25 protein-coding genes are annotated in these 20,980 nt (G+C 56.1%); 10 read left to right on the top strand and 15 right to left on the bottom strand.

The window, feature by feature from the left end; all coding sequences use genetic code 11:
* The first annotated feature begins 55 nt into the window (after nucleotides 1–55).
* From GC165_12000 to GC165_11980, 5 genes are read left to right on the top strand one after another with little or no spacing between them, the layout of a single operon-like run.
* The gene (locus tag GC165_12000; GenBank protein ID MBI1333587.1) at nucleotides 56–607 is read left to right on the top strand and encodes a sigma-70 family RNA polymerase sigma factor; all 552 of its coding nucleotides are present in this window, start codon (nucleotides 56–58) and stop codon (nucleotides 605–607) included.
* Nucleotides 601–840, top strand: coding sequence for a hypothetical protein (locus GC165_11995; protein MBI1333586.1), 240 nt, complete (start codon nucleotides 601–603; stop codon nucleotides 838–840). Before GC165_12000 ends, GC165_11995 begins: the two co-directional genes overlap by 7 nt.
* A gap of 23 nt (nucleotides 841–863) precedes the next feature.
* Entirely contained in the window at nucleotides 864–2,348 is a 1,485-nt protein-coding gene (locus GC165_11990; protein MBI1333585.1) for a carboxypeptidase M32, read from the top strand.
* A complete protein-coding gene (locus GC165_11985; protein MBI1333584.1) occupies nucleotides 2,345–2,947 on the top strand; it encodes a GNAT family N-acetyltransferase in 603 nt (200 codons plus the stop codon). The genes GC165_11990 and GC165_11985 overlap by 4 nt, the downstream gene beginning before the upstream one ends.
* A complete protein-coding gene (locus GC165_11980; protein ID MBI1333583.1) occupies nucleotides 2,937–3,422 on the top strand; it encodes a GNAT family N-acetyltransferase in 486 nt (161 codons plus the stop codon). Before GC165_11985 ends, GC165_11980 begins: the two co-directional genes overlap by 11 nt.
* On the opposite strand, the gene GC165_11975 is transcribed toward GC165_11980, so the two are convergent.
* Nucleotides 3,406–3,840, bottom strand: a complete 435-nt coding sequence (locus GC165_11975) for a VOC family protein (protein MBI1333582.1) — start codon at nucleotides 3,838–3,840, stop codon at nucleotides 3,406–3,408. The two genes, GC165_11980 and GC165_11975, sit on opposite strands and share 17 nt — an antisense overlap.
* Before the next feature lie 59 nt (nucleotides 3,841–3,899).
* Between GC165_11975 and GC165_11970 the strand changes: the two genes are divergently transcribed.
* Nucleotides 3,900–4,208, top strand: a complete 309-nt coding sequence (locus GC165_11970) for a hypothetical protein (protein MBI1333581.1) — start codon at nucleotides 3,900–3,902, stop codon at nucleotides 4,206–4,208.
* Here the strand turns inward: GC165_11970 and GC165_11965 are convergent.
* Genes GC165_11965 through GC165_11945 form a run of 5 tightly spaced genes read right to left on the bottom strand, consistent with a single transcriptional unit; the run spans nucleotide 4,205 to nucleotide 9,402 of the window.
* Nucleotides 4,205–5,284, bottom strand: a complete 1,080-nt coding sequence (locus GC165_11965; protein MBI1333580.1) for a homoserine O-acetyltransferase — start codon at nucleotides 5,282–5,284, stop codon at nucleotides 4,205–4,207. The genes GC165_11970 and GC165_11965 overlap by 4 nt on opposite strands.
* Nucleotides 5,281–6,468, bottom strand: a complete 1,188-nt coding sequence (locus GC165_11960; GenBank protein ID MBI1333579.1) for a PilT/PilU family type 4a pilus ATPase — start codon at nucleotides 6,466–6,468, stop codon at nucleotides 5,281–5,283. Before GC165_11960 ends, GC165_11965 begins: the two co-directional genes overlap by 4 nt.
* On the bottom strand, nucleotides 6,446–7,543 hold the full coding sequence (locus GC165_11955) for a PilT/PilU family type 4a pilus ATPase (GenBank protein ID MBI1333578.1): 1,098 nt from the start codon (nucleotides 7,541–7,543) through the stop codon (nucleotides 6,446–6,448). Before GC165_11955 ends, GC165_11960 begins: the two co-directional genes overlap by 23 nt.
* 58 nt (nucleotides 7,544–7,601) lie before the next feature.
* A complete protein-coding gene (locus GC165_11950) occupies nucleotides 7,602–8,681 on the bottom strand; it encodes a PilT/PilU family type 4a pilus ATPase (GenBank protein MBI1333577.1) in 1,080 nt (359 codons plus the stop codon).
* Nucleotides 8,682–8,715: 34 nt separating this feature from the next.
* Nucleotides 8,716–9,402, bottom strand: a complete 687-nt coding sequence (locus GC165_11945) for a hypothetical protein (GenBank protein ID MBI1333576.1) — start codon at nucleotides 9,400–9,402, stop codon at nucleotides 8,716–8,718.
* A 172-nt stretch (nucleotides 9,403–9,574) separates the two neighbouring features.
* Between GC165_11945 and GC165_11940 the strand changes: the two genes are divergently transcribed.
* From GC165_11940 to recJ, 4 genes are all read left to right on the top strand, one after another.
* Nucleotides 9,575–10,078, top strand: coding sequence for a transcription elongation factor GreA (locus GC165_11940; protein MBI1333575.1), 504 nt, complete (start codon nucleotides 9,575–9,577; stop codon nucleotides 10,076–10,078).
* 64 nt (nucleotides 10,079–10,142) lie between these two features.
* Complete coding sequence (gene secE / locus GC165_11935; GenBank protein ID MBI1333574.1) at nucleotides 10,143–10,379, top strand: preprotein translocase subunit SecE; 237 nt, start codon at nucleotides 10,143–10,145, stop codon at nucleotides 10,377–10,379.
* A gap of 2 nt (nucleotides 10,380–10,381) precedes the next feature.
* Complete coding sequence (gene nusG, locus GC165_11930; protein ID MBI1333573.1) at nucleotides 10,382–10,909, top strand: transcription termination/antitermination factor NusG; 528 nt, start codon at nucleotides 10,382–10,384, stop codon at nucleotides 10,907–10,909.
* Nucleotides 10,910–10,948: 39 nt separating this feature from the next.
* On the top strand, nucleotides 10,949–12,685 hold the full coding sequence (recJ, locus tag GC165_11925) for a single-stranded-DNA-specific exonuclease RecJ (GenBank protein ID MBI1333572.1): 1,737 nt from the start codon (nucleotides 10,949–10,951) through the stop codon (nucleotides 12,683–12,685).
* On the opposite strand, the gene GC165_11920 is transcribed toward recJ, so the two are convergent.
* The 9 genes from GC165_11920 to GC165_11880 form a co-directional block, all read right to left on the bottom strand.
* Nucleotides 12,603–13,679: a PDZ domain-containing protein gene (locus GC165_11920; GenBank protein ID MBI1333571.1), complete on the bottom strand. Its 1,077-nt coding sequence runs from the start codon at nucleotides 13,677–13,679 to the stop codon at nucleotides 12,603–12,605. The genes recJ and GC165_11920 overlap by 83 nt on opposite strands.
* Nucleotides 13,660–14,565, bottom strand: a complete 906-nt coding sequence (locus GC165_11915; GenBank protein ID MBI1333570.1) for a hypothetical protein — start codon at nucleotides 14,563–14,565, stop codon at nucleotides 13,660–13,662. Before GC165_11915 ends, GC165_11920 begins: the two co-directional genes overlap by 20 nt.
* On the bottom strand, nucleotides 14,549–15,175 hold the full coding sequence (locus GC165_11910) for a sigma-70 family RNA polymerase sigma factor (protein MBI1333569.1): 627 nt from the start codon (nucleotides 15,173–15,175) through the stop codon (nucleotides 14,549–14,551). Before GC165_11910 ends, GC165_11915 begins: the two co-directional genes overlap by 17 nt.
* A 68-nt stretch (nucleotides 15,176–15,243) precedes the next feature.
* Nucleotides 15,244–15,705 (bottom strand): D-tyrosyl-tRNA(Tyr) deacylase, encoded by a 462-nt coding sequence (locus GC165_11905; protein ID MBI1333568.1) that lies wholly within the window; start codon nucleotides 15,703–15,705, stop codon nucleotides 15,244–15,246.
* 61 nt (nucleotides 15,706–15,766) lie between these two features.
* Nucleotides 15,767–16,732, bottom strand: a complete 966-nt coding sequence (locus tag GC165_11900; protein MBI1333567.1) for a serine hydrolase — start codon at nucleotides 16,730–16,732, stop codon at nucleotides 15,767–15,769.
* Nucleotides 16,733–16,918: 186 nt separating this feature from the next.
* A complete protein-coding gene (locus GC165_11895) occupies nucleotides 16,919–17,770 on the bottom strand; it encodes a hypothetical protein (protein ID MBI1333566.1) in 852 nt (283 codons plus the stop codon).
* Nucleotides 17,771–17,919: 149 nt separating this feature from the next.
* Entirely contained in the window at nucleotides 17,920–18,903 is a 984-nt protein-coding gene (locus GC165_11890) for a TIM barrel protein (GenBank protein ID MBI1333565.1), read from the bottom strand.
* 51 nt (nucleotides 18,904–18,954) lie between these two features.
* Nucleotides 18,955–20,061, bottom strand: coding sequence for a hypothetical protein (locus GC165_11885; protein ID MBI1333564.1), 1,107 nt, complete (start codon nucleotides 20,059–20,061; stop codon nucleotides 18,955–18,957).
* 82 nt (nucleotides 20,062–20,143) lie between these two features.
* Nucleotides 20,144–20,635: a redoxin domain-containing protein gene (locus tag GC165_11880; protein MBI1333563.1), complete on the bottom strand. Its 492-nt coding sequence runs from the start codon at nucleotides 20,633–20,635 to the stop codon at nucleotides 20,144–20,146.
* Nucleotides 20,636–20,980: the final 345 nt, after the last annotated feature.

The raw sequence follows: 20,980 nt of genomic DNA, 5'->3' as shown, positions 1-20,980 counted from the left end.
AGATGTTGCCAAAATTTTAGTAATTCTTCCAGGCAATGGCGTATAAAGGAGATAAATGTCGGTAGTCAATCCAGCCCTAGATTTACGAGCCACCGAAAGCGCTCTTGTCGAGCGAGTCCAAAAAGGTGACGTCGAGGCGCTGTCCAGGTTGATTGAAATCCACCGAGCAGGCATCATTTCGGTTGCGACAACCATCCTCCGCGATAGCAATGAGGCCGAAGATGTCGTTCAAGATTCATTTTTGCGCGCTTACCAGAGAATACATCACATTCGATCTGATTGTTCCTTCAAGAACTACCTCTACAGGATAGCGACGCGCCAGTGCCTCGATCGGTTACGAAAAAGACGGTCATGCCTAGTGTCAGAGATTCGCGAAGAGGCCCAATTGCCCGTCGATGTCGATTCGAAGATTTGTGTCGAAAAGGCGCTGGAGATGCTAAATCCCCAGATGCGGACCATTCTTCTCCTGAGAGAAATACATGATTTTGACTATAACGAGATAGCGGATATGCTCAAAATCCCTGTAGGTACGGTACGATCAAGGTTACACTTTGCGCGAGAGCGCTTCCGAAAGGTCTGGATACAGGAGGTAGGTTTAGAATGTTAAGACTTCGTTGCTACGTATTTGGGAACCTCGTTCGCGAGAAGCGAGACCGAGACCTAACCGTTGAGGAAACCGAATTCCTTGAGCGACACCGAACCGAATGCGAAGACTGTCGAGTTCGCGAGCGAACCACCAACTGCAGTCTGGACGCCCTCAAGTCGAGCGATATCGTCGAAGAGCAGACGGAACAGATCACAACCCGCACAATCCTCGACAACTTGGGCTTTAACATCTAAGCTCAGTCGGATAAACTAGCCGGATGCGGTCTTACGACGAGGTGGCGAGCCTCTATCAGGACACGAGGTCCATTCGCGCGGCATTAAGCCTCCTCAACTGGGACCAACAAGTGTTGATGCCGACGGGCGGCCAGCGAGCCCGCGGCAACCATCTCCTTCGCCTCACAAAGCTCGAACACCAGATTCTGACCTCAGACCGCCTGTCCGAACTCGTCGAGAAGGCCCTCACCGAGGCATCGGACTTCGAAGCCGTTCAATTGCGGGTACTCCGAAACGACATCGCCAAGGCCAAAAAGCTGCCGACCTCCCTCGTCCAGCGCAAAGCCATGGCCAGCAGCGCCGCCTACCAGCAGTGGCGCAAGAGCCGGGAAGCCAACGACTTCCCCTCCATGATCCCTCACTACCGGGAGCTGTTCGATATTGCCCGCGAAACCGCCACGCTGCTCGGATACAAGGATCACATCTACGACGCCCTCATCGACATCTATGAGGAAGGCTCTACCCACGCCGAAGCTGTCAAGACGCTAGGAGCGCTGAAAGCTCCCACCATCGACCTCGTTCGACGCATCCGCGAAGAGGGCCGCCCCATCGACGATAGCTTCCTCATCCGCGATTGGGATCAGACCAAGCTCCGTATGGCGATGGAGCGGATCATCAACCAGATCGGCTTCAGCCTCGACTGCGGCCGCCTGGACATCGCCGCCAACGCCTTTTGCACCAACCTTTCGTCGCGCGACGTGCGTATGACCACCCGGCCCAGCGAGCACTTCCGAGGTGTCGTCTCGTCCACTCTGCACGAGATGGGGCACGGCCTATATGAACAGAACCAACGTCCAGACTGGGAATTCACGTCCCTTCGCGGCGGCGTCAGCCTTGCCGTTCATGAATCCCAAAGCCGAACGTGGGAGAACGTCGTCGGCCGCAGCCGCGAATTTTGGGACTTCTTCTGGATTTGGTTCCGAGAACAGTTTGCGTTCTTCAAGGAGGTCGACACCGACCAGTTCTGGCGTGCCTACAACAAGGTCGAACCCGGCCTCATCCGCGTTGGCTCCGACGAACTGCACTATAACCTTCATATCCTCATCCGGTTCGAGTTGGAGGTCGCCCTCGTCACCAAGCAGTTGGACGTCAAAGACCTCCCCGAGGCCTGGAACTCCAAGTACGAAGAGTACATCGGCGTTCGCCCCGCCACCGACGCCGAAGGGTGTCTGCAAGACGTCCACTGGAGCCGCGGCTCGGTTGGCTACTTCCCAACCTACAGCTATGGCAACCTGATTGGCGTGCAAATCTGGAACCGCCTGCGCGAAGACATTCCCGATGTTGACCAGCAGATTCAATCCGGCTCGTACCGCGCCATTCTCGATTGGCTCGTGGAACGAGTCTACGGCTATGGGCGCATGATGCGTCCGAAGGAACTCATCGAACACGTTGTCGGCGAGCCGATGAACGCCCAGCCGTGGCTCAACTATGCAACCGAGAAATTCTCGGCGATCTACGACCTGAAATGATCGCGCACCCCAAGTCGAATCCGCCCACGCTCATCGGTAAGCACGTTCGGCTCCGACCCGTCGTTGCGTCGGACGCCGCTACCTTCGCGTCGATCACTCCGATCGAGACGTTTCGCTACTACGTGACTTCCATCCCGACCGAACAGTCGGAAGCCGGGTTCGAACCCTTCGTCGGGTTCATGCTCAATTCGCCCATTACGCTGGGCTTCGCTTGCGAACTCCTCGAAACCGGCCAAGTCGTCGGCTCCTCCTGCTACCTCGACATTCGTCCCGAAGACGACCATGTCGAAATCGGAATGACCTGGTACGCCCCCGAATGGCGGGGCACGTTCGTCAATCCCGAATGCAAACTCTTGCTCCTGGGCTACGCTTTCGAGCAGTTGGGTTGCGCCAAAGTCACGATCAAGTGCGACAACCGTAACGAGCACTCCAAAGCCGCGATACAGAAGCTTGGCGCCGTGTACGAAGGCACCCTCCGCAAGCACCGTCTCAATCAATTCGGCGAGATGCGCGACACCGCCTATTACGGCATCTTGCGAGAAGAGTGGCCCGCCGTCAAAGCTGGCTTGGAAGAGAGGCTAATAAAGTATGAGTCTTGAGCTTCGCTCACCAACCCAAGCCGAACTTCACCTCGTCGCCGGCTTCATTCGCGAACTGGCCGAATACGAAAAGCTCGCCCACGAGTGCGTCATCACCGAGGAGCTTTTGGACGAAGCGCTCTTCGGTCCTCGCCCCTACGCCGAAACACTTCTCGCGTTCGCCGATGGCGTCCCCGTCGGCTTCTGTCTCTTCTTCCACAACTTCTCGACCTTCCTCGGCAAGCCCGGCCTATACCTCGAGGACCTTTACATTAAGCCCGAGCACCGCAACCGCGGCTATGGAAAGGTCATGCTGAGCCACCTCGCCCAGTTGGCTCTCGACCGCGGCTGCGGCCGGTTCGAATGGTCCGTCCTCGATTGGAACGAACCATCCATCGCCTTCTATCGAAAAATCGGAGCCGTGCCGTTGGACGAATGGACCGTCCAACGTGTCACCGGACAAGCCCTCATCGATCTCGCTACATCGACTTCATAGCTGCCACCATCTCTTCTTTGGTCGGATTCGATGTTTGCTGGCCGATGGACCATTTGTGTCCGAACGGGTCCTTGAACATGCCGTAGCGCATGCCCCAAAACATGTCGTCCAGCGGCATCACGACTTCCCCGCCCGCATCGACAATTCGATTCCAATCCACGTCCACGTCGTCGGAATTGATGTGCATGGTCACACAAGAACCACCCATCTTCTTCGGCCCAACCGAACCGTAGTCAGGAAATTCATCATTGAGCATGAACAAAGTCGAACCCAACATGAGTTGGGCGTTCATAACTTTCTCGCTGTCGGGAACATACGATACGTCGATTTTCGTCGCGCCGAGAGCTTTCTCGTACCAGGCAATGGCCGCATTGGCATCGTCGACGACGAGATATGGAGCAATAGATTTTCCAGCCATAACTGCATCCTATCACGATTTGCGCAACCGAATATGGCTTCGGGACCGTCAACACCAATGTGACCGACGAACAGGAAAAGAGCCTCATCAAATCGCTAGACACACTGAGCGAAAGGATCGAACGCCAAAACCAACTGTTGGCCGCCTTCCTCAAAAATCAAAGTTCTTTCCGAAGCCGCATGACGGCCGGACTCTGGACCGGACTTGGCACCGTTCTCGGCGCAACTGTGCTGGTCTCCCTTGTCATCCTCATCCTGCGCCCACTCTCGCACATCGATTGGATCAGCCCCATCGTCGACCGAGTGATCGATGCTCTCGAAAGCCGGAACTACACCCCCAAGCCGCATCGCATGGAAAACACCCCTTAGCTCGCCAGAAATTCCCGCAGGTGCGCCGCTTGAAGCTCACCGTCCAAGAGGAAAGCATCATGCCCGTAAGGAAGGTCAATGTCATAGTACGAAGCCCGCTTGCCCGCCCCCCTCGTCATGCGATACAGTTCGCTCGACTGTTCCGGTGTATACAACCAGTCCGACGTGTACGAAACGAACAGGAACTCCGCCTTCGCCCGATCCACACCCGTCCAGTCGTAATAATCGATCGCCCGCGTCAGGTGCAGGAGTGAATTTGGGTCGAACCGCTTCGTAAACTTGTCGCCCTGATAGCTGAGGTAGCTCTCCACCTGAAACTCGACACCAAACGTCATGTCGAACGCCGCCTTGTCCTGCAGTCGCCGAGAAAACTTGGACTCGAACGCCGCGTTGCTTAAAAACGAAATGTGCCCGATCATCCGCGCCACGCTCAGGCCATTCGCTGGAGGCTCTCCGTCGTAATAATCCCCGCCTCGATAGTGAGGATCACGCAGGATCGCCTGCCGCCCAACCTCGTTGATGGCGATCTGCATCGGCGAATGCCGTGCACACGACGCCGTCACAAAGGCCTTTCGAACCCGCTCAGGATAGCGCACCGTCCACTCCAGCGCCTGCATGCCACCCATCGACCCGCCCGCCACACACAGCAGTTGCGAAATGCCGAGTTGGTCCATGAGCCGCGCCTGCACGTCCACCATGTCGCCAATGGTGATCATGGGAAATCGCGAGCCGTACGGCTTTCCGTCGGGAGCCAATGAAGCCGGACCGGTCGTGCCCTGGCAGCCGCCGAGCGCATTGGTACCTATGACGAAATACCGATCTGTGTCAAACGCCTTCCCGGGCCCGATGAGCCGATCCCACCACCCGATCGCGTGCGCGTCCCCGCTCAAGGCGTGGCAGATCAGCACCGCATTGCTTCGGTCGGCATTAAGGCTTCCCCACGTCTCGTAGGCAACGGTCACCGACTCCAGGCGTTGGCCGCACTCGCAGTCCAACGCACCAACATCGGCAAACATCCTTTCGTCGGCGGATGGGGCGGTACGTTCGTTTTCTTGGAAGAGGGCTGGATCAATCATTTAGATTGATAACCTGGCCGAAATTGTGCGCCTCGGACTCCGGGCGGCGCGGGCGGCGCCTTGACTTGTTGCGAATCTTTATTGGCTGGGGTCGTGCTCGGCCCTGCCGGGGTCGCCAGGTTCACCAGTCGCTCAAACTCGGCTGGGTCCTTCGCTCGGGACTTCGCTTCTTCGTACGTGACGATGCCCATTTCGACCAGCTTCGCCATGTTCTGGTCCAGCGACTGCATTTTGGCTCGCCCACCGGTTTGGATCAGCGAGCTGATTTGGAAAGTCTTGTTTTCGCGGATAAGGTTTCGCACCGCACCGGTCGCCACCAGCGTCTCAAACGCCGCCACGCGGCCTCGGCCATCCGACCGCCGCAAGAGCGTCTGCGAAATCACGCCGACCAAGTTGACCGAAAGCTGCATTCGCACCTGCTGTTGCTGGTGCGTCGGGAACACATCGACGATTCGATCGACGGTTTGAACCGCATCGACCGTATGCAGGGTGCCGAACACCAAGTGTCCGGTTTCCGCCGCCGTAATCGCCAGGTGGATCGTCTCAAGGTCGCGCATCTCACCAACGAGGATCACGTCCGGGTCCTGACGCAGAACGTATTTCAGCGCATTCGCAAACGAATTCGTATCGTTGCCCAGTTCGCGCTGGTTTACGAGCGCCTGAATATCGGAGTGGACAAATTCGATCGGGTCCTCGACGGTTACGATGTGAAGCTGGTGAGTACGGTTGATCTTGTCGATCATCGCCGCCAACGAAGTCGATTTACCCGAACCCGCCGGTCCCGTCATCAACACCAGACCTCGCGGCCGTTCGATAAAGTCGTACGCCGCCCCTGGCAGTCGCAAGTCCTCCATCGTCTGGATTTCGTAAGGAATCACTCGGAACGCCGCCTGCGTATAACCACGTTGTTGGTACACGTTGCCGCGGAAGCGAGAAACCCCTTCCACCTCGATCGCAAAGTCAAGCTCCAGATCGTTTTCGTAAAGCTCTCGCTGCTCCGGCTTCAGGAGCTTGAAAAGCTCGCTCCGAAACTCGCGGTTATGAAAAGGGTCTGCTTCAACCAACTGCAAGTCGCCGTTCACGCGAATGTAAACGTGCCCGGAGTCGGTCTTGAAATGGACGTCGGACCCGCCGATCTCGACGCATCGCCGTAAGTAAAACTCAACGGACTGCAAGCGAGCCACCTCCGATCAAGCCGTGTTGTTGGGCGCGATGTTGGAATTCGAAGACGTTGGAAGACTTCGCCAACGCATCTTCATATTCGATTTCGCCTTGTTCGACAAGCTTGAGAAGGTGCCCGTCAAGGGACTGCATCCCGTATTGTGTGCCCGTCTGAATATCGGTCGGAAGCTGGTGTGTCTTTCCGTCCCGAATCATATTTCGGATCGATGGCGTTGCGATCATCACCTCGAAAGCGGCAACCCGCCCCGCGCCCTTCTTATGCGGTATCAGCGTCTGCGAGATCACCGCCTGAAGTGTAACCGAAAGCTGAGTGCGTACCTGGGACTGTTGGTCCGGCTCAAACACATCCACAATTCGGTCGATGGTCTGCGCCGCGTCCACCGTGTGGAGTGTTGAAAGCACAAGGTGACCGGTCTCCGCCGCCGTAATTGCGAGTTGAATCGTCTCCAGATCGCGCATTTCACCAACGAGGATGATGTCCGGATTCTGCCGCAAAACGTGCTTCAGCGCGTGCGAGAACGAATGGGTGTCGGTTGAGAGTTCTCGCTGGTTGATGATCGAAATATTGTCCTTGTGGACATACTCGATTGGGTCCTCGATGGTCATGATGTGGCACCGCTTTGCGTGGTTCACATGGTTGATCATCGCCGCCAAAGAAGTCGATTTACCCGAGCCGGTTGGGCCCGTCACCAACACCAAGCCGCGTTGGAGGAGCGCGATCTGCTTACAAATCTGCGGCAGACCCAACTCATCGATGGTGCGAATGTTGAACGGGATCACGCGGAAGACCGCGCCGATGTTGCCCCGCTGCCAAAACATGTTGACGCGGAACCGAGCCAGCCCCGGAACGTTGTAGCTGAGATCAACTTCCTTAATGGTCTCAAGGCGGTGCCGTCGTTCCTCATTAAGGATGCTGTAGAGGCGGTTATTATGTTCTTCGGCGCTGACCGGAGGCACGTCCAAACGGACGAGATTGCCTCGTATCCGCATGTACGGGGCTGCCCCCGCCTTCAGATGCAGATCCGAAGCATCCTTCTCGACCAGATCGCGCAACAGATCATCGATGGGTAACGCCAAAATTCCTCCTCATGGGACAGGTGAAATTAGCATAACACCAATGTCCCAACCTTACTAGTTATCTTCGAAGCATTTGCTTCAATTCAGAAGCAACACCGGCATTATGGATAGCAACTTCTTCAGTAATGATGCCCGCACGCACATACTTCAGAAGGCTTTGGTTCATGGTCTGCATGCCCCAATAGGTGCCTTCGTTCATGTGCTGATACAGGTCGCTGAAGTGGCCGTCTTCAATAGCCTTCGTAACCGTCGGAGTACAAATCAGAATTTCAGCCGCGCAAACGCGTCCGTTTCCATCGGCCGTCGGAACCAGCTTCTGGGCAATGATTGCGCGGAGGGAGTTCGCCATTCGTTGGCAGAGGTGCTGCTTTTCGTGCGGCGGGAACATGTTGATGATTCGGTCCATCGTCTCATAGGCGCTGGACGTGTGAACCGTGGAGAAAACCAAGTGGCCCGTTTCACCGGCCTGGAGGGCCGCGCCCATGGTCGTGGTATCGCGCATTTCACCAACGAGGATGACGTCGGGAGCTTCACGAAGAGCGGCACGAAGCGCCGGCTGGAAGTCCATGGTATCGATGCCGACTTCGCGCTGGCTGACGTACGCCTGCTTGTCGAAGTGGACGTACTCGAGCGGGTCTTCGATGGTGACCAGGTGGCAGGGTCGCTCGCGGTTGACGATGTCCAACATCGCCGCCAGCGTCGTTGTCTTACCGGAACCCGTAGGACCCGTAACGAGAATCAGGCCCATCTTGTGGCGGGTCAGTTCGCCGAGAACGCTCGGCATGCCCAATTCTTCGAGACTTCGGATCTTAAACGGAATCGTTCGCATAACGACGGCCGGACAACCCTTCGCCATATAGATATTGCAGCGAACGCGGCACTTGCCCGGAACTTCGAACGCGAGGTCCATTTCAAAGCATTCTTCGAAAATCTTCTTCTGACGCTCGTTCATCACGTCATAGATCATTCTCTTCGCATTAACCGGGTCGATAGCTGGTAGATCAGGGTGAAGTTCGTAGACCGAGCTATGAAGCTTCATAGCTGGTTTTCGTTCGCCCTTAACCATAACGTCCGATGAGCCCTTTTCGAAGCCCATTTCGCAGAGCTGTACTAGCGTGAGAGAATTTGCGTCAAACATTTAGTGAACCTTTCCTCGAAAAAATTACCCGAAATCAGCGGCCCCGTGGGCGTGGTCGCAATAGCGCGGAGTATACCAACAGCCCAATAGCCAACGCACCCACAATAATCCCCGCCCAGATATAGAATTGTGCAGGATTTTTCTGTTCGGGGGCCGGTGCCTTTGGCCGGGTGTTCTCATCCGGTAGCGTGATCGCCTCTGGCTTGTCGGCATTGACCTGCACTCGGTACTCGATCGCTAGGGGACTCCGCGTCGCTACCCCTTCGAATTTCCACGACCCATCGACCGGGTCGAACGCCGCAACCGTCTTGCCGCCCGGGCTGCAACCGTCGAAGAGAACGCTAAAGGATTTGATCGGATATTGCCCAAACGCCATTGCCCGCGCCAACGCCACCAAGTTGAACCTCAAAGGGTTCGTCTGAATGATTCCGTTGATCGCGAACGAAGACTTCACGAATTGACCGTCCACGATCGAGGTCTGCACCCCGCGCGGCTGGTCTCCCAATTCCTTGGCCAGTGCGTCCAGTTTCTCCTGCACGCCTTCCGCTGGAAATTTCGTCCCTAAGATCGTCAGCTCGACAAGGTCGGATCCCATCGGGTGCTTTTTCACCACGATGGTCGCTTCGATTTTGAGGGTTTTGAAGAAGTTGGAGGGTCCTTTCGGTTGGCCAAAGGCGATGCAGGCAAAAAGACCCAACATGGCCGCCACAATCTTCTTCATAATTTGGAGTCTTTTCATCGTGAAGTTACGTAGAGACTCCTGTCATGATGACACTACTTTGGGAAAAAGGTGGAATTTTCCTCAAGTTTTGAACGTCTGATACAAAGAATTCGTATAGACCATAACTGCATTTGGGCTATACTCTCGCCCTCGGGGTGCGGAACACAAACATATGAGTGAAGCGGAACTAATTCTAGACCAGGGTTCAACGATCTTTCTAACCTCAGAAGGATACGCCTCCTTGCGCACGGAGCTAGCACGTTTGACCGGTGAGACCCGAGCCGAAATTGCCGAGCGCATCCGAGAAAGTCAGCAGCACGGCGAGTTCAGCGAGGACAACTCCGAGCTGGACCAAGTCAAGACCGAGCAGGCTTTCGTCGAAAATCGGATCGCGGAGTTGAAGTCCATTCTCAGCCACGCGGCTGAACTGGTGCCGGATAACATCCCCGTCGACCACGTCGGAATCGGATCCGTCGTCAAAATCGAAGACCTCGAATATGGCGACACCTTCGAGGTACGGGTCGTTTCGTCGATCGAAGCCGACCCCGATAAGGACTATCTCAGCTCCGAATCGCCCATGGGAACTGCCCTCTTTGGCGGCCAACCGGGCGAAACCGTCAGCTTCGAAGCTCCTGACGGCATCAAGAAGTTCAAAATCCACGCGATAACCCGCTAGCCTTTGGCGTCCTACTAAAGGTAATCTATCAATTCCCCCTAAAAAGAAGCGGGCAAAACTGTATATGTCGGAACAAACTTCTAGGTCGTTACCCATTCCAAAGGCGAAGCGGGGCGTGAAATCCTTTTTCGAGGGTGTCAAGCGCGAAATGCGGAAGGTAACGTGGCCTACCTACCAGGAAACCAACCGTCTGTTTGGCGTCGTCGTTGTGGTTTGTCTTCTGCTTATCGTGATGATGACCGGACTCGGTTACGTCTTTGATACCTTGATCGGCCTTATCATCAAAACCGGGGGCAAATAACCATGCCAAAATCTTGGTACGCAGTTCACACCATTGCCGGACATGAGAATAAGGTTCGCGACGTTCTGACGCGACGAGCTCAGGTCGAAGGGCTGTGGGACTATGACATTTTCGAAATCCTGATCCCCACGGAAAAGGAACTTCACACGAGAAACGGAAAGCGAGTCGAAAAGGATCGAAAGGTCTTCCCCGGCTACATCCTCGTCAACATGATGCTCACCGACGACGCTTTCAAGCTGGTCAAATCTACCAGCGGCGTCACTGGGTTCGTCCAGTCCGGCAACAAGCCGATCCCGCTGGAGAACTACGAAGTCACCCGCATCATGTCCAACCTTGAGGCCAGCCAAGAGGCGCCGAAGGTTGCGTGGAACAAGGGCGAGAATATTCGCGTCGTAGCGGGACCGTTCAGCGATTTCAGCGGCAAGATCGAAGAAGTCAGCACCGAAAAGGAGAAGCTGAAGGTTCTCATCAACATCTTCGGACGCGACACCCCCGTCGAACTCGACTTCGACCAAGTCGAAAAACTTTAGTTTCGTCTCCCTCGCCATCGAGGGAGACTCCATATTTGAATGTTGACTTCCTCCACTGGCAAAAGATGGGTTCTCCCGGATATCGATCCGGTTGCCGTCGAAAAGTTGGTGAAGGACCTCGGAATCCATCGCCTCACCGCCAAAGTCTTGGTTCAGCGTGGCTACACGAGTCCCGCCCAGGCCGAGCGATTCCTGAATCCGTCCCTCGACGACCTCGGCGAACCCGAACTCCTTCCCGACTACCGCAAGGCCGTCGATGAAATCCTCCGCGCCAAGGAATCCGGCGATCTGATCTTCGTCCACGGCGACTACGACGTCGATGGGGTCACCTCCGCCGCCATATTCGACCGATTCCTCAAGAAGATCGGTTGCAATGCCCACACCCACGTCCCCCACCGCACCAAAGAAGGCTACGGCATCAACATGGCGCTGGTCCACGAAGCCAAAGAGCGCGGCGCGAAGGTCTTCCTCACGTGTGACTGCGGTATCGGTGCCCACGACCAGGTCGAAGCCGCCCTTGCCCACGGCATGCGGGTTGTCGTCACCGACCACCACGAACTCAAAGAAACCCTCCCCAACGCTCAAGCCGTCGTCAACCCCCACCGATCCGATTCGCGCTATCCTTTCAGCGACCTCAGCGGCGCCGGCGTCGTCTTCCGACTCTGCGAGGGCATTGCGCGGGAACTCGACCCCAAGTCGGTGGACAGCTACCGCCGAAACTATCTTGATCTCGCCGCCCTCGGCACCATCGCCGACGTCATGCCTCTCATCGGCGACAACCGCATCATTGCCAAGTTCGGCCTTGAACGGCTATCCGAATCCAAAAAGAAAGGGCTCATGGCGCTCAAAGAGGTTTCCGAGATCAAGGGGCGCGTGGCATCCTACGATGTTGGCTTCAAGCTCGGCCCGCGCCTCAATGCCGCCGGTCGAATCGACGACGCCGCCCTCGCCCTCCAGCTTCTCCTCGCCGAAGACGACAAAGTCGCCCGCGATCTGGCCCTCGAACTCGACCGCCACAACACCGATCGCCGAATGGTCCAGGACCAGATGATCGAAGAGGCCGTCGCCCTCGTCGAATCCCTGCCTTCCCTTCCCAACGCCCTGCTCATCTTCAAGGAGGATTGGCACCCCGGCGTCGTAGGCATAGTCGCCGGCAAACTCAAAGAGAAGTTCAATCGCCCCGCCTTCGTCGGTTGCATCGAACCCGAATCAGGCAAAGGCAAAGCCTCCGGCCGCTCTATTCCCGGTCTCAACCTCGCGGCGATGATCCAAAACTACCCGGCGATCGTCTCCGGTGGAGGCCACGCCATGGCCGCAGGGATCGCCTTCGACCTTAACAATGTCGATGTCATCAGCCAGGCCTTCAATCAGTACGTAGCTCAACTCCTCAAGCCGGAAGATTTCGTGCCCGCCATCGAGCTCACCGCTGATGTGGACAACGAAGAAATCGACTTCGGCATCCTCGAAGAGTTGGAAAAGCTTCAGCCATTCGGCATGGCCAACCCAAAGCCGGTGTTCTACGCTTCTGGGGTCACGCTCAATTCAGTTCGCGCGATGGGAGATGGCAGCCATGCCAACCTCACCTTGCTGACCGATTCCAAACGAACCTATCGCGGCGTTGCCTTTGGCATGTACGACACGTTCAGCGGTCTCCAGCAAGGTGCCAAGACCGACCTCGTGTTCGAGCCTCAGATCAATGAATATCAGGGGAATCGGACGATCCAATGGCGGATTGCTGACGTAAGACCTCTTCAGCAAGCTGAGCTCCTACTGTAACCGTCTTGGTTTGCGTCAATCCCTGGCGCTGGATCGAAACGATCACCACGCTTCCCGGCTGGAGCCGATAGATGGCTCGCGAAAAGTCGATCTGGTTGCGGATCGGTGTCCCGTCGATTCCGATGATCACGTCGCCCACTTGTAGGCCCGCGGCATCCGCGCCAGTTCCCTTCTGAACGGACGTAATCTCCACACCCGTCGTTTTGCTGTCTACAACGAACACGCCCAGCACGCCGTAGTGCGGCTTCTTCTCCGGACTCAAAAAGCCCGAAATCGCCTTGCTCGTCACTTCCCAGGTTGGCGTATAGGCCACCACCATGCTCTGGGGGCCCAAGACGTTACGGTTGGCCGCTTGATTGGTAACGGGAAATTGCTGACCTCGCGAATTGTTTTGGTAAACCTGCCCCTGCGCGCTCGGACCGTCTTTCTGAGCGTTGCCTTGCGCCAAAGCTGCAAACAGAGCGCCGATCAGGTGTCCGTTCTGACTGAACAGCAACGCGCCGCCCATTTGCAGGGCCGATTGCTCGACCCGAACTTCGGAAATCGGAAACGTTCGCTTCGTCTGCTGGTCGACGCCGATCTTCTCGCCGCCCGTCAACTCTGCCCGAAGCACGCCTGACGGCATGACCGCGATGATAGGCCCCGATACTCCATCTGAAGCATCCGCCGGACTCACCGTTGTAATACCCGCCGGTAGGGTTGTCGTCTTCACGAGGCAGAGCTGAGAAGCTCCGTCGTTCGCTTCGACCTTAAACTTGTAGGTGAGGCCGTTGGAGGTGATAATGTCCTCCGCCCCCCGCTGGACCACCAGCGAGTTGGCCACGGCATACCCGTCCTGAGAGATAAAGACGGCTGGTCCTAACGCTTGACCGTTCTGTGAGATCACCGCTAGAGAGGGCCGCAGTCGCGCCCAAAGCGCCGACTCCGAAGGAGGAAGCGACTTGACGCCGCTCTGCGCGCCCGCCAATACTAAACTAGCCGCCAATAACAACATTTGCCGTATTATTTACCTCGGTTGCCACCGGTGCGCCAACACCTGAGTCCTGTTCCTTATCGATCACGATCAACTTCGTGCCCGTTTCGCTGTCCAACATCGGTCGCGAATCGCCAAAAGCAACCCGGACCGCGTCGTTATTCATCTCACCAGAAGTGAGCGCCATGATGTTCTTGTCGATCTGGGCGGCATCTTGGATCGTCGCCTTGAAAGCCTCTGCATCATGCTTCACGTCGCTGTTGACCGAAGCCACAACCACGCCTCCGCCGTCGTTCGTCGTAGGTGCCGGAGCCGATCTGCCTCCACCGCCAAACGTGCGTCGGCCATGTCCCTCGCTATCGGAGCGATGAGATCGAATAATCGGGTGAGTTTCGCCAAACGAAGCCGACCGATCAGCCTTCTTCATGGCCACCGTCGGAGCCGGGTTCGAAGGAGTCGTTTTCACTTCCTTCTTCGGCAGACTCGTATCCACCTGGTTCGGATTCTTGATGTCGAACTGCGGATCGATCTTCGTCGCCAGCGTTTCAGGACCAGAAATAAACTTCGGTTCAGGGTGGTTCACCCCGTTCATCAGCACAAAGCCAAGCGCAAAAACGCCCGCGAGCGCTGACGGAGCCAGCACCCAGTTCAACCACGAAACCGGCTTCTTGGGCTTCAATCCCTGCTCGAGGATGGCCGAGCGCAAACGCTCCTTGGAAAACTGCATTTCGGGCACGTCGCGGAACGAAGCCAGATCCTCTTTCATCGTCTTGAGAAAATCGACTTCCGACTTCAAACCCTTATCGTTCAGGAGGTCGGCTTCAAACAACTGCGCATCGTGCGCATCCAATTCGCCAAAGGCGTAATCGAACAACTTATCTTCCTTCTTGTCAAACATTCGCTTCATCTCCTAACAGCGGAGCAATACGGTCGCGCAGAGCGCGCCGGGCTCGAAGAACGCGGAGTTTTGCGCCGCCGATCGTGCAACCGAGCACTTCGGCGATTTCGCTATATTCCCTTTCTTCGATGTCTCTCATTACAATCATTTGCCGGTGATGCTCCGGCAACGCGGCGATGGCTTTCCTCAATGCTAATCTTCGGCGATCCTCTTCGAGATTATCGATAGGATTCTCAAAATTGCCGATGGTCATCCAGTCGAGCGCGCCAACCGCTTCCTTTTGTTCCAGGTTCGAACGTCGCTGAGACATCCTCGCCTGGTCGGTGCAGAGGTTCGAAACGATCCTCAACAGCCAAGTCGTAAATTTCGCTTCGTCGCGGTATCGGTGCAGGTTCTGATACGCGCGGACGAAAGCCTCCTGAACCATGTCTTCAGCATCGTCTCGACGCTGAACCATTTGGTAGGCAAACCGGTACACCAATAGCCGATGCCGGTCGAAAAGCACCTCAAAGGCGGCAAAATCGCCTTCGCGAGCACGGCGCACCAGAGACTCATCGGAATCCAAGTCCAATCTGGCCGCAACCGTTGCTTTCAAACTCATCGTTAATCCACGTACCATCCTCGTTCTGTCCCGTTCAGTCGACTCTGAAAATAGGACGAACAATCCGCCTCCGCGTTACTCGCAACTCATGAGTTTTTCGGGGCTTCGATATCTACGACGAGCGTGACCGGTCCATCGTTGACAAGGGATACCTGCATGTCGGCGCCGAACTCTCCCGTTTCAATTTTAATTCCTAACGCCTTCATTTCATCCACGAAGCGGTGAAAAAGCTCGTTTCCAAGTTCAAATGAGGCAGAGTCCATGAAGCTCGGACGGCGTTGTTTTCGCACATCGCCATAGACCGTAAAGTTGGAGATCGCCAGAATTTCGAGGTTCGGATCGAAGTCCTGAAGGCTGAGATTCATCTTCCCTTCGGGATCGTTGAAAATGCGTAAACCGGCAATTTTATCGGCCAGCTTCTTCGCCTCCGCCTCCGTGTCGCCCTTGTGCACCCCGACAAGCAAGAGAAGCCCTCGCCCACACTGCCCAATCGTTTCTCCCTCCACTGCAACCGAAGCCGAAAGGACCCGCTGAACAATAGCTCTCATTAGGAAAAGTTTAGCTGATGACTCCACTGGGAGCGGTGAGCGCCTCGCTCAACAAATCCGCCTACCGCCGTAACAACGGCTCCAACACCCCCACATCGCGATAATCCCGCGACAAACCCGCCCCAAACCGAACCGCCACGATCCCCTGCGACGGAATAATGTACAACCGCTGCTTGCCCATTCCCGCCGCCATGAAGAAATCCTTCGGCATCCAATCCGGCAACGCCCGCGTGTCCGTATTCTTCATCACGCCCTCTCCATCCGGCACGAGCCAACACGTGAGACCATAGTTCGCGTTCGTCTTGCTCGGCTGGACCAACGCATCCACCGATCGCTCCTGCAGAATCCGCTTACCCTTGTAAACGCCCTTCTGCCGAAGCATCTCGCCCAACTGGAGCCAGTCCCGAGCCGTCATAAACGCGCCGCCCGCCACTTGAGGATGCCCGTCCTGGTACCGCATCTCCCACCGAACCGTGATTCCCAGCGGCCGCAAAATCCGCCGATCGAGGTACTTCTCAAAGCTCTCGCCATGTAGGGCCCGCTCGACCACGTACGCCCCCAGGTTCATGTGCACCGGCCCGTAATGGTACAGCGTGTTCGGTTTGGCCTCCATTCGCTTATTCAAAAGCTCATCCCACCCTGGCTGCCCCTTGCCGTTCTCCAAGAACTTCCCGGCATCGATGCCACTGCTCATCGTCAACAGCTCGCGAACCGTGATCGTCGACTTCACCGGATCGTTCTTCCACTCCGTCAGGTACTTGCACGCCAGATCGTCGATCTTCAAAAGACCGTCCTCCGCCGCTGCCACTGCCCCCAAACCAACAAACGTCTTCGATCCGCTCGCCAACATGTGCGGCGAATCCGCCGCCCCACGACCCCAATACTGTTCGTACACGATCTTGCCATTCTGGGCTACCACCAAGGCCTGGCTCGTATGCTCTTGAGCGTATTGCGCCGCTTTGTCCAGGTTCAAACCGGACGCATCGGCGCGAAGAAGAGTAGTTGCGATGAGGGAAACAAGAATCATGTTGTGTGGAAGAACGGAACCTGCCCAATGCCGTTCAGTCGCGCTGACACTTCTTTACAAATCCAAGGCCCATCTGCCTAAAAAGGCTAAGTCCAACATGACGACCGAGCCGGACAGCCACGCTACGCCCCACGGGAAGTCGCTGAGCAGACCTTAGGCGAAGCGGAGGGGGGAAGATTGTGAACCCTACTGCCCCCCGTACTTCTTCTCTTCTTCCCAAGGCGACTGATATTCCCGCCCTACAACCCAGAAATTGATGTAGTGCGCCAGTCCATTCGGCTCGATGTAACCACCCTGAATCGTGTCTCCCATGTGGTGGTGATACACGTGCACCAACCGAAACGATGAATCCAAATCCCGCTTCGCCGTCGCCGAAACCGGCGAGACGATCATCTCTTTTCGCCCCGTATTGTGCGCCCCGTTCGCATTTGCCAAGTACCGACGCAAGGTACCCACCAATTCCGACTTCTTTCCGCCCTTGTAAGGTCCCAAATCGACTGACCAAGTCGGCTCCGAATGCCCTTTGTCGAACCGGTACAGCCGAAACGGCGCCACGTGACCGCCGCCGATGTAGAACAGCGTGTCCGACACTCCGAACGGAAAGAGGATCGTGTTATCGTCCTTATCGAGACCGAGAACCCGAAATCCGTTCTCCCTAGCATGATCCTCCAGCCACGAAACAAACTCCAGCCTCGCATCCGCCATCGCCCGCCCCCAAGGCGTACTCGGATAGACGCTCAGCTTCGCCAACGGCGCGTTCTCCGGCTTGTAGTACGAGATTTCCCAATCTCCTTTGTCGAAGAAGAGTGAATCGACACCCGCAACCGAGTGATCGACTTTCGTCCATTGGTCGTCGCTCAACTCCTGTTCAGCACCCACCAAGACGCGCTTGTAGGGCCAGTTGACCGTGTAAAAATCGACCTGACGGAAGTTCCTCTCAGTGAGGATTCTCGACTGCTCCTTATCGTACGTCACGTTCGGCGCCGAAAAGAATTCGTAGGCCGTCACCACCCGCAAGGCAACGAGGGCCAAAATCATCCGCCGTCCTCCGGCGCGCCAGCGTCCAAGAGTTCCACCCCAACTTATTCTCCCTCACTTTTGCTGGGATCGGTGAAAAACTCCCGCCAACTGCTGCAACGAAGCGGAGACCCCGATGTATCGGGGCCAACTCTCAACTAAAAGCTAACCTAGTCGCGCGCCCAGAACATCTCGCCCGCGCTCTCCTGGATCACGCTCTGCTTCAGAACGTCCAGCGCCTTGCGCAGACCTTCCATCGGGCTCATCAGGCCATCCTCATGCTCGATGCTCAGCACATAGTCGTAGCCAACCGTGCGCAGGGTTGAACAGAAGTCCTTCCACCACTCCACACCATGCCCGTATCCAACCGAGCGGAACACCCATGACCGACCCGCGATGTTGCCGTACGACTTCGCATCCAGATTGCCGTTCAACGACGACGTATACGGATTGATCTTCGTGTCCTTCGCATGCACATGGTACAAAGCGCCTTCCTGACCTAACTGGCGAACCGCCGCAATCGGGTCGATACCCTGCCACCAAAGGTGCGATGGGTCAAAGTTCGCACCTACCGCATCGCCGTCCGCGCCAATACCGTCGCGCAGCTTCAAAAGCGTATCGTTCGAATAGCACACAAAACCGGGGTGCATCTCGATCGCAAACTTCACGTTGTGCGCCTTCAGGAACGACGCCTGCTCCTTCCAATAAGGAATCACGACTGAATTCCATTGCCACTCTAAAATATCGCGGAACTCGTCCGGCCACGCGCAGGTCACCCAGTTCGGATTCTTCGCCTCGGGGCCATCGCCCGGACACCCGCTAAAGCCGTTCACGACCGGAATACCTAGCGCCGACGCCAGCTTCACGCCGTTCACAAACGCCTTGTGATGGTCTTCGGCGATCGACTTGACCGGGTGGATCGGATTGCCGTGGCACGAAAGCGCCGAAAGCATCAGCCCTCGGCTCTCGATCTTCTTCATTAGTTCGTCGCGCTTGGACTTAGATTCCAGCAGAGCGTCGACGTCGAGGTGAGCCGCCCCCGGGTACGCGCCACAGCCAATCTCAACGGCTTGAATGCCCTCCGCAACACAGGTGTCGAGCGCATCATCGAGCGACTTGTCTCCAAAGAGAGCGATGAACAAACCAATCTTCATTCCGGCTTGAGTTTAACCAAGCCGGAACCAGAAAGTCATGAAACCGTGCGATTAAGGCAGAATCTTAAGAAGCCGTGACGCGGGCGTACTGGGCGGTATTGAAACCGAAATCGTCCAATGACTACCGTAGTTCACGCCAACCAACACTCCACCATGAGAACCAGCCGCAAGGCGGTCTGGAATCACGGATCCGCTTTCAAGAATGCTTGGATCGCTGATGGGAAGCGAGCTTTGACTATCTGCCACGTAATTTGGCAGCACCCAATCGGTGAGAACAAAGTCGAATGGACTGGTCATCGGACGGATGAGGATGCGTTCATCGGACAACGCCAACCCAAACAGCGACCCATAGTAGCCGGATCCCTCAAATGACTGACTATAGCCAGCAATGGTTTGAAGGTGTTTGCCGGAAGGAAAATAGGTATCGACCCACACGGTTCCTCCAGATGAGTGGTAGCCGCTAGTATTGGAACTCTGTCGAACAACAACCGTGCCGTCACTCATGGATTGGATCGTCTGCGTGTTCCAAGAGGAATTGTATCCATCGTATGAACTGACTTGGTCAACGGCCAAAGGGTCTTGAGATGTCGTTCCGTTGCTGTTGAGGCGAACAATTCTACGGACCTGAGAGGCGAAGGTACCACCGTCCGCAGTTTCGGTTCCTCGAATGACTCCGTCACCGCCGATGCTTACCGGTACAAATCCGCTAGGCATCGAAAGTGGGCCCGCTTTCACACCCGACTTGACCGTATAGTATCGAGTCTGCGAACCACGTTTCGCGCTAATCAGAAGGTTGTCTTCGCTCGCATCCACGATCGCATAGGTATAGGCGCTTCGTGAGAAGAGCACGCTCTGCCCCCTCGCCATATCGAACTGGATGATGCTTCCCCGCGACTCGCCATACAGCTTGCCCGAATCACTGATTGCTGGTCGGTAATTGTCGAACGGCTTATAAGTGACGTGGGATAGTCCGCCTTGCGGAGTCCAAATCTGATATCTCGGGTCAACAAAGTGACAGAGAATCGCGCCCTTATTGTTGACTGCCACGACCCTCGCGTCCTGCAGGACGTCGATCGTCTGAAAATTGAATTTCGTCTGGGCGTTTGCCGCCACCGAAATCCCCAAAGCTAAAATCCAAAAAAGAGGTCGATTTCTCATATCCATCGCTCGCTCACCATTACAGTCTAAGCCGAGGTAGTCATGACCAAGTCAATTTTGGTGCCAATCTTACGAATTAATTTTATTTCGCGGCCGATACCGCCGCGTTGATGGCTTCATAGTTGACCATGTCCAGCGTGGTAGGGGTCTCCTCAGAATAGACGATCATGCCATCACGGTCGATGACAAACGCCGCCCGCTTAGAGGCTGGTCCCATGCCACTCAACGACTCCAAAACCACATCGTAGTCCTTCGTTACTTGGTGCGTAAAGTCGCTGATCATCGGAAGCGTAATGCCATCCATCTTGCCCCAGGCTTCTTGGCAATAGGCAGAGTCGACCGACACGCCATAGGTCACCGCCCCCGGAATTGCCGTCACACCCTTGCTGAGGTCGCAAAATTGGCCCGTGCAAACATGCGTAAACGCCCCCGGCACGAAAAGGAGAACGACAACATCTTGGCCCGCATGGTCGGCCAAACTCACATCCCTCATGCCATCAGCGGTCTTCTGTCGAAGGGTGAAAAGAGGAGCCTTGGTTCCAGCGGAAAGAGCCATCGGAATATTATTGCGCATAGACCAAGAGGTTCAGGAACTCTCTGGTTCTAATTCATCTCGGTACCAGCCAGCCTTGACTAACATGGCGACAAAGAGGGCGATGATTACTGCAACCAAAAACGCTCCAAGGGAACCGGTGATGAGTCCCAAAGCACAGAACTCAAGCGGAAATCCGTAGACTCGCAGAGTCCGCTTCACCTTGCTCCTACGACGTCCACCCGCCATATGAGTTCGGTTACGGTCGCCAAGCCTGAGAAGATTCGACCAATCTCCTCGAAGGGGCAAGCATAGAGGGTGGGCGCCCTATTTCGTGCCGAATCTTGAAACCACTTCGGGAAATCAGCGTGACGAAGTTCCAACGGA

Source organism: Armatimonadota bacterium, from assembly GCA_016125185.1.
GTDB lineage: Bacteria > Armatimonadota > Fimbriimonadia > Fimbriimonadales > Fimbriimonadaceae > Fimbriimonas.
The sequence above is the reverse complement of the archived record's forward strand: the minus strand, read 5'-3'. Positions and strand labels throughout refer to the sequence as shown.

Coding starts and splice junctions, on each gene's coding strand:
- GC165_11995 (MBI1333586.1), top strand. CDS start 601: ATGTTAAGACTTCGTTGCTACGTATTTGGGAACCTCGTTCGCGAGAAG.
- nusG (MBI1333573.1), top strand. CDS start 10,382: ATGCCAAAATCTTGGTACGCAGTTCACACCATTGCCGGACATGAGAAT.
- GC165_11920 (MBI1333571.1), bottom strand. CDS start 13,679: ATGTTGTTATTGGCGGCTAGTTTAGTATTGGCGGGCGCGCAGAGCGGC.
- GC165_11980 (MBI1333583.1), top strand. CDS start 2,937: ATGAGTCTTGAGCTTCGCTCACCAACCCAAGCCGAACTTCACCTCGTC.
- GC165_11945 (MBI1333576.1), bottom strand. CDS start 9,402: ATGAAGAAGATTGTGGCGGCCATGTTGGGTCTTTTTGCCTGCATCGCC.
- secE (MBI1333574.1), top strand. CDS start 10,143: ATGTCGGAACAAACTTCTAGGTCGTTACCCATTCCAAAGGCGAAGCGG.
- GC165_11950 (MBI1333577.1), bottom strand. CDS start 8,681: ATGTTTGACGCAAATTCTCTCACGCTAGTACAGCTCTGCGAAATGGGC.
- GC165_11975 (MBI1333582.1), bottom strand. CDS start 3,840: ATGGCTGGAAAATCTATTGCTCCATATCTCGTCGTCGACGATGCCAAT.
- GC165_11885 (MBI1333564.1), bottom strand. CDS start 20,061: ATGAGAAATCGACCTCTTTTTTGGATTTTAGCTTTGGGGATTTCGGTG.
- GC165_11905 (MBI1333568.1), bottom strand. CDS start 15,705: ATGAGAGCTATTGTTCAGCGGGTCCTTTCGGCTTCGGTTGCAGTGGAG.
- GC165_11990 (MBI1333585.1), top strand. CDS start 864: ATGCGGTCTTACGACGAGGTGGCGAGCCTCTATCAGGACACGAGGTCC.
- GC165_11915 (MBI1333570.1), bottom strand. CDS start 14,565: ATGAAGCGAATGTTTGACAAGAAGGAAGATAAGTTGTTCGATTACGCC.
- GC165_11890 (MBI1333565.1), bottom strand. CDS start 18,903: ATGAAGATTGGTTTGTTCATCGCTCTCTTTGGAGACAAGTCGCTCGAT.
- GC165_11985 (MBI1333584.1), top strand. CDS start 2,345: ATGATCGCGCACCCCAAGTCGAATCCGCCCACGCTCATCGGTAAGCAC.
- GC165_11900 (MBI1333567.1), bottom strand. CDS start 16,732: ATGATTCTTGTTTCCCTCATCGCAACTACTCTTCTTCGCGCCGATGCG.
- GC165_11910 (MBI1333569.1), bottom strand. CDS start 15,175: ATGGTACGTGGATTAACGATGAGTTTGAAAGCAACGGTTGCGGCCAGA.
- recJ (MBI1333572.1), top strand. CDS start 10,949: ATGTTGACTTCCTCCACTGGCAAAAGATGGGTTCTCCCGGATATCGAT.
- GC165_12000 (MBI1333587.1), top strand. CDS start 56: ATGTCGGTAGTCAATCCAGCCCTAGATTTACGAGCCACCGAAAGCGCT.
- GC165_11940 (MBI1333575.1), top strand. CDS start 9,575: ATGAGTGAAGCGGAACTAATTCTAGACCAGGGTTCAACGATCTTTCTA.
- GC165_11880 (MBI1333563.1), bottom strand. CDS start 20,635: ATGCGCAATAATATTCCGATGGCTCTTTCCGCTGGAACCAAGGCTCCT.
- GC165_11965 (MBI1333580.1), bottom strand. CDS start 5,284: ATGATTGATCCAGCCCTCTTCCAAGAAAACGAACGTACCGCCCCATCC.
- GC165_11895 (MBI1333566.1), bottom strand. CDS start 17,770: ATGATTTTGGCCCTCGTTGCCTTGCGGGTGGTGACGGCCTACGAATTC.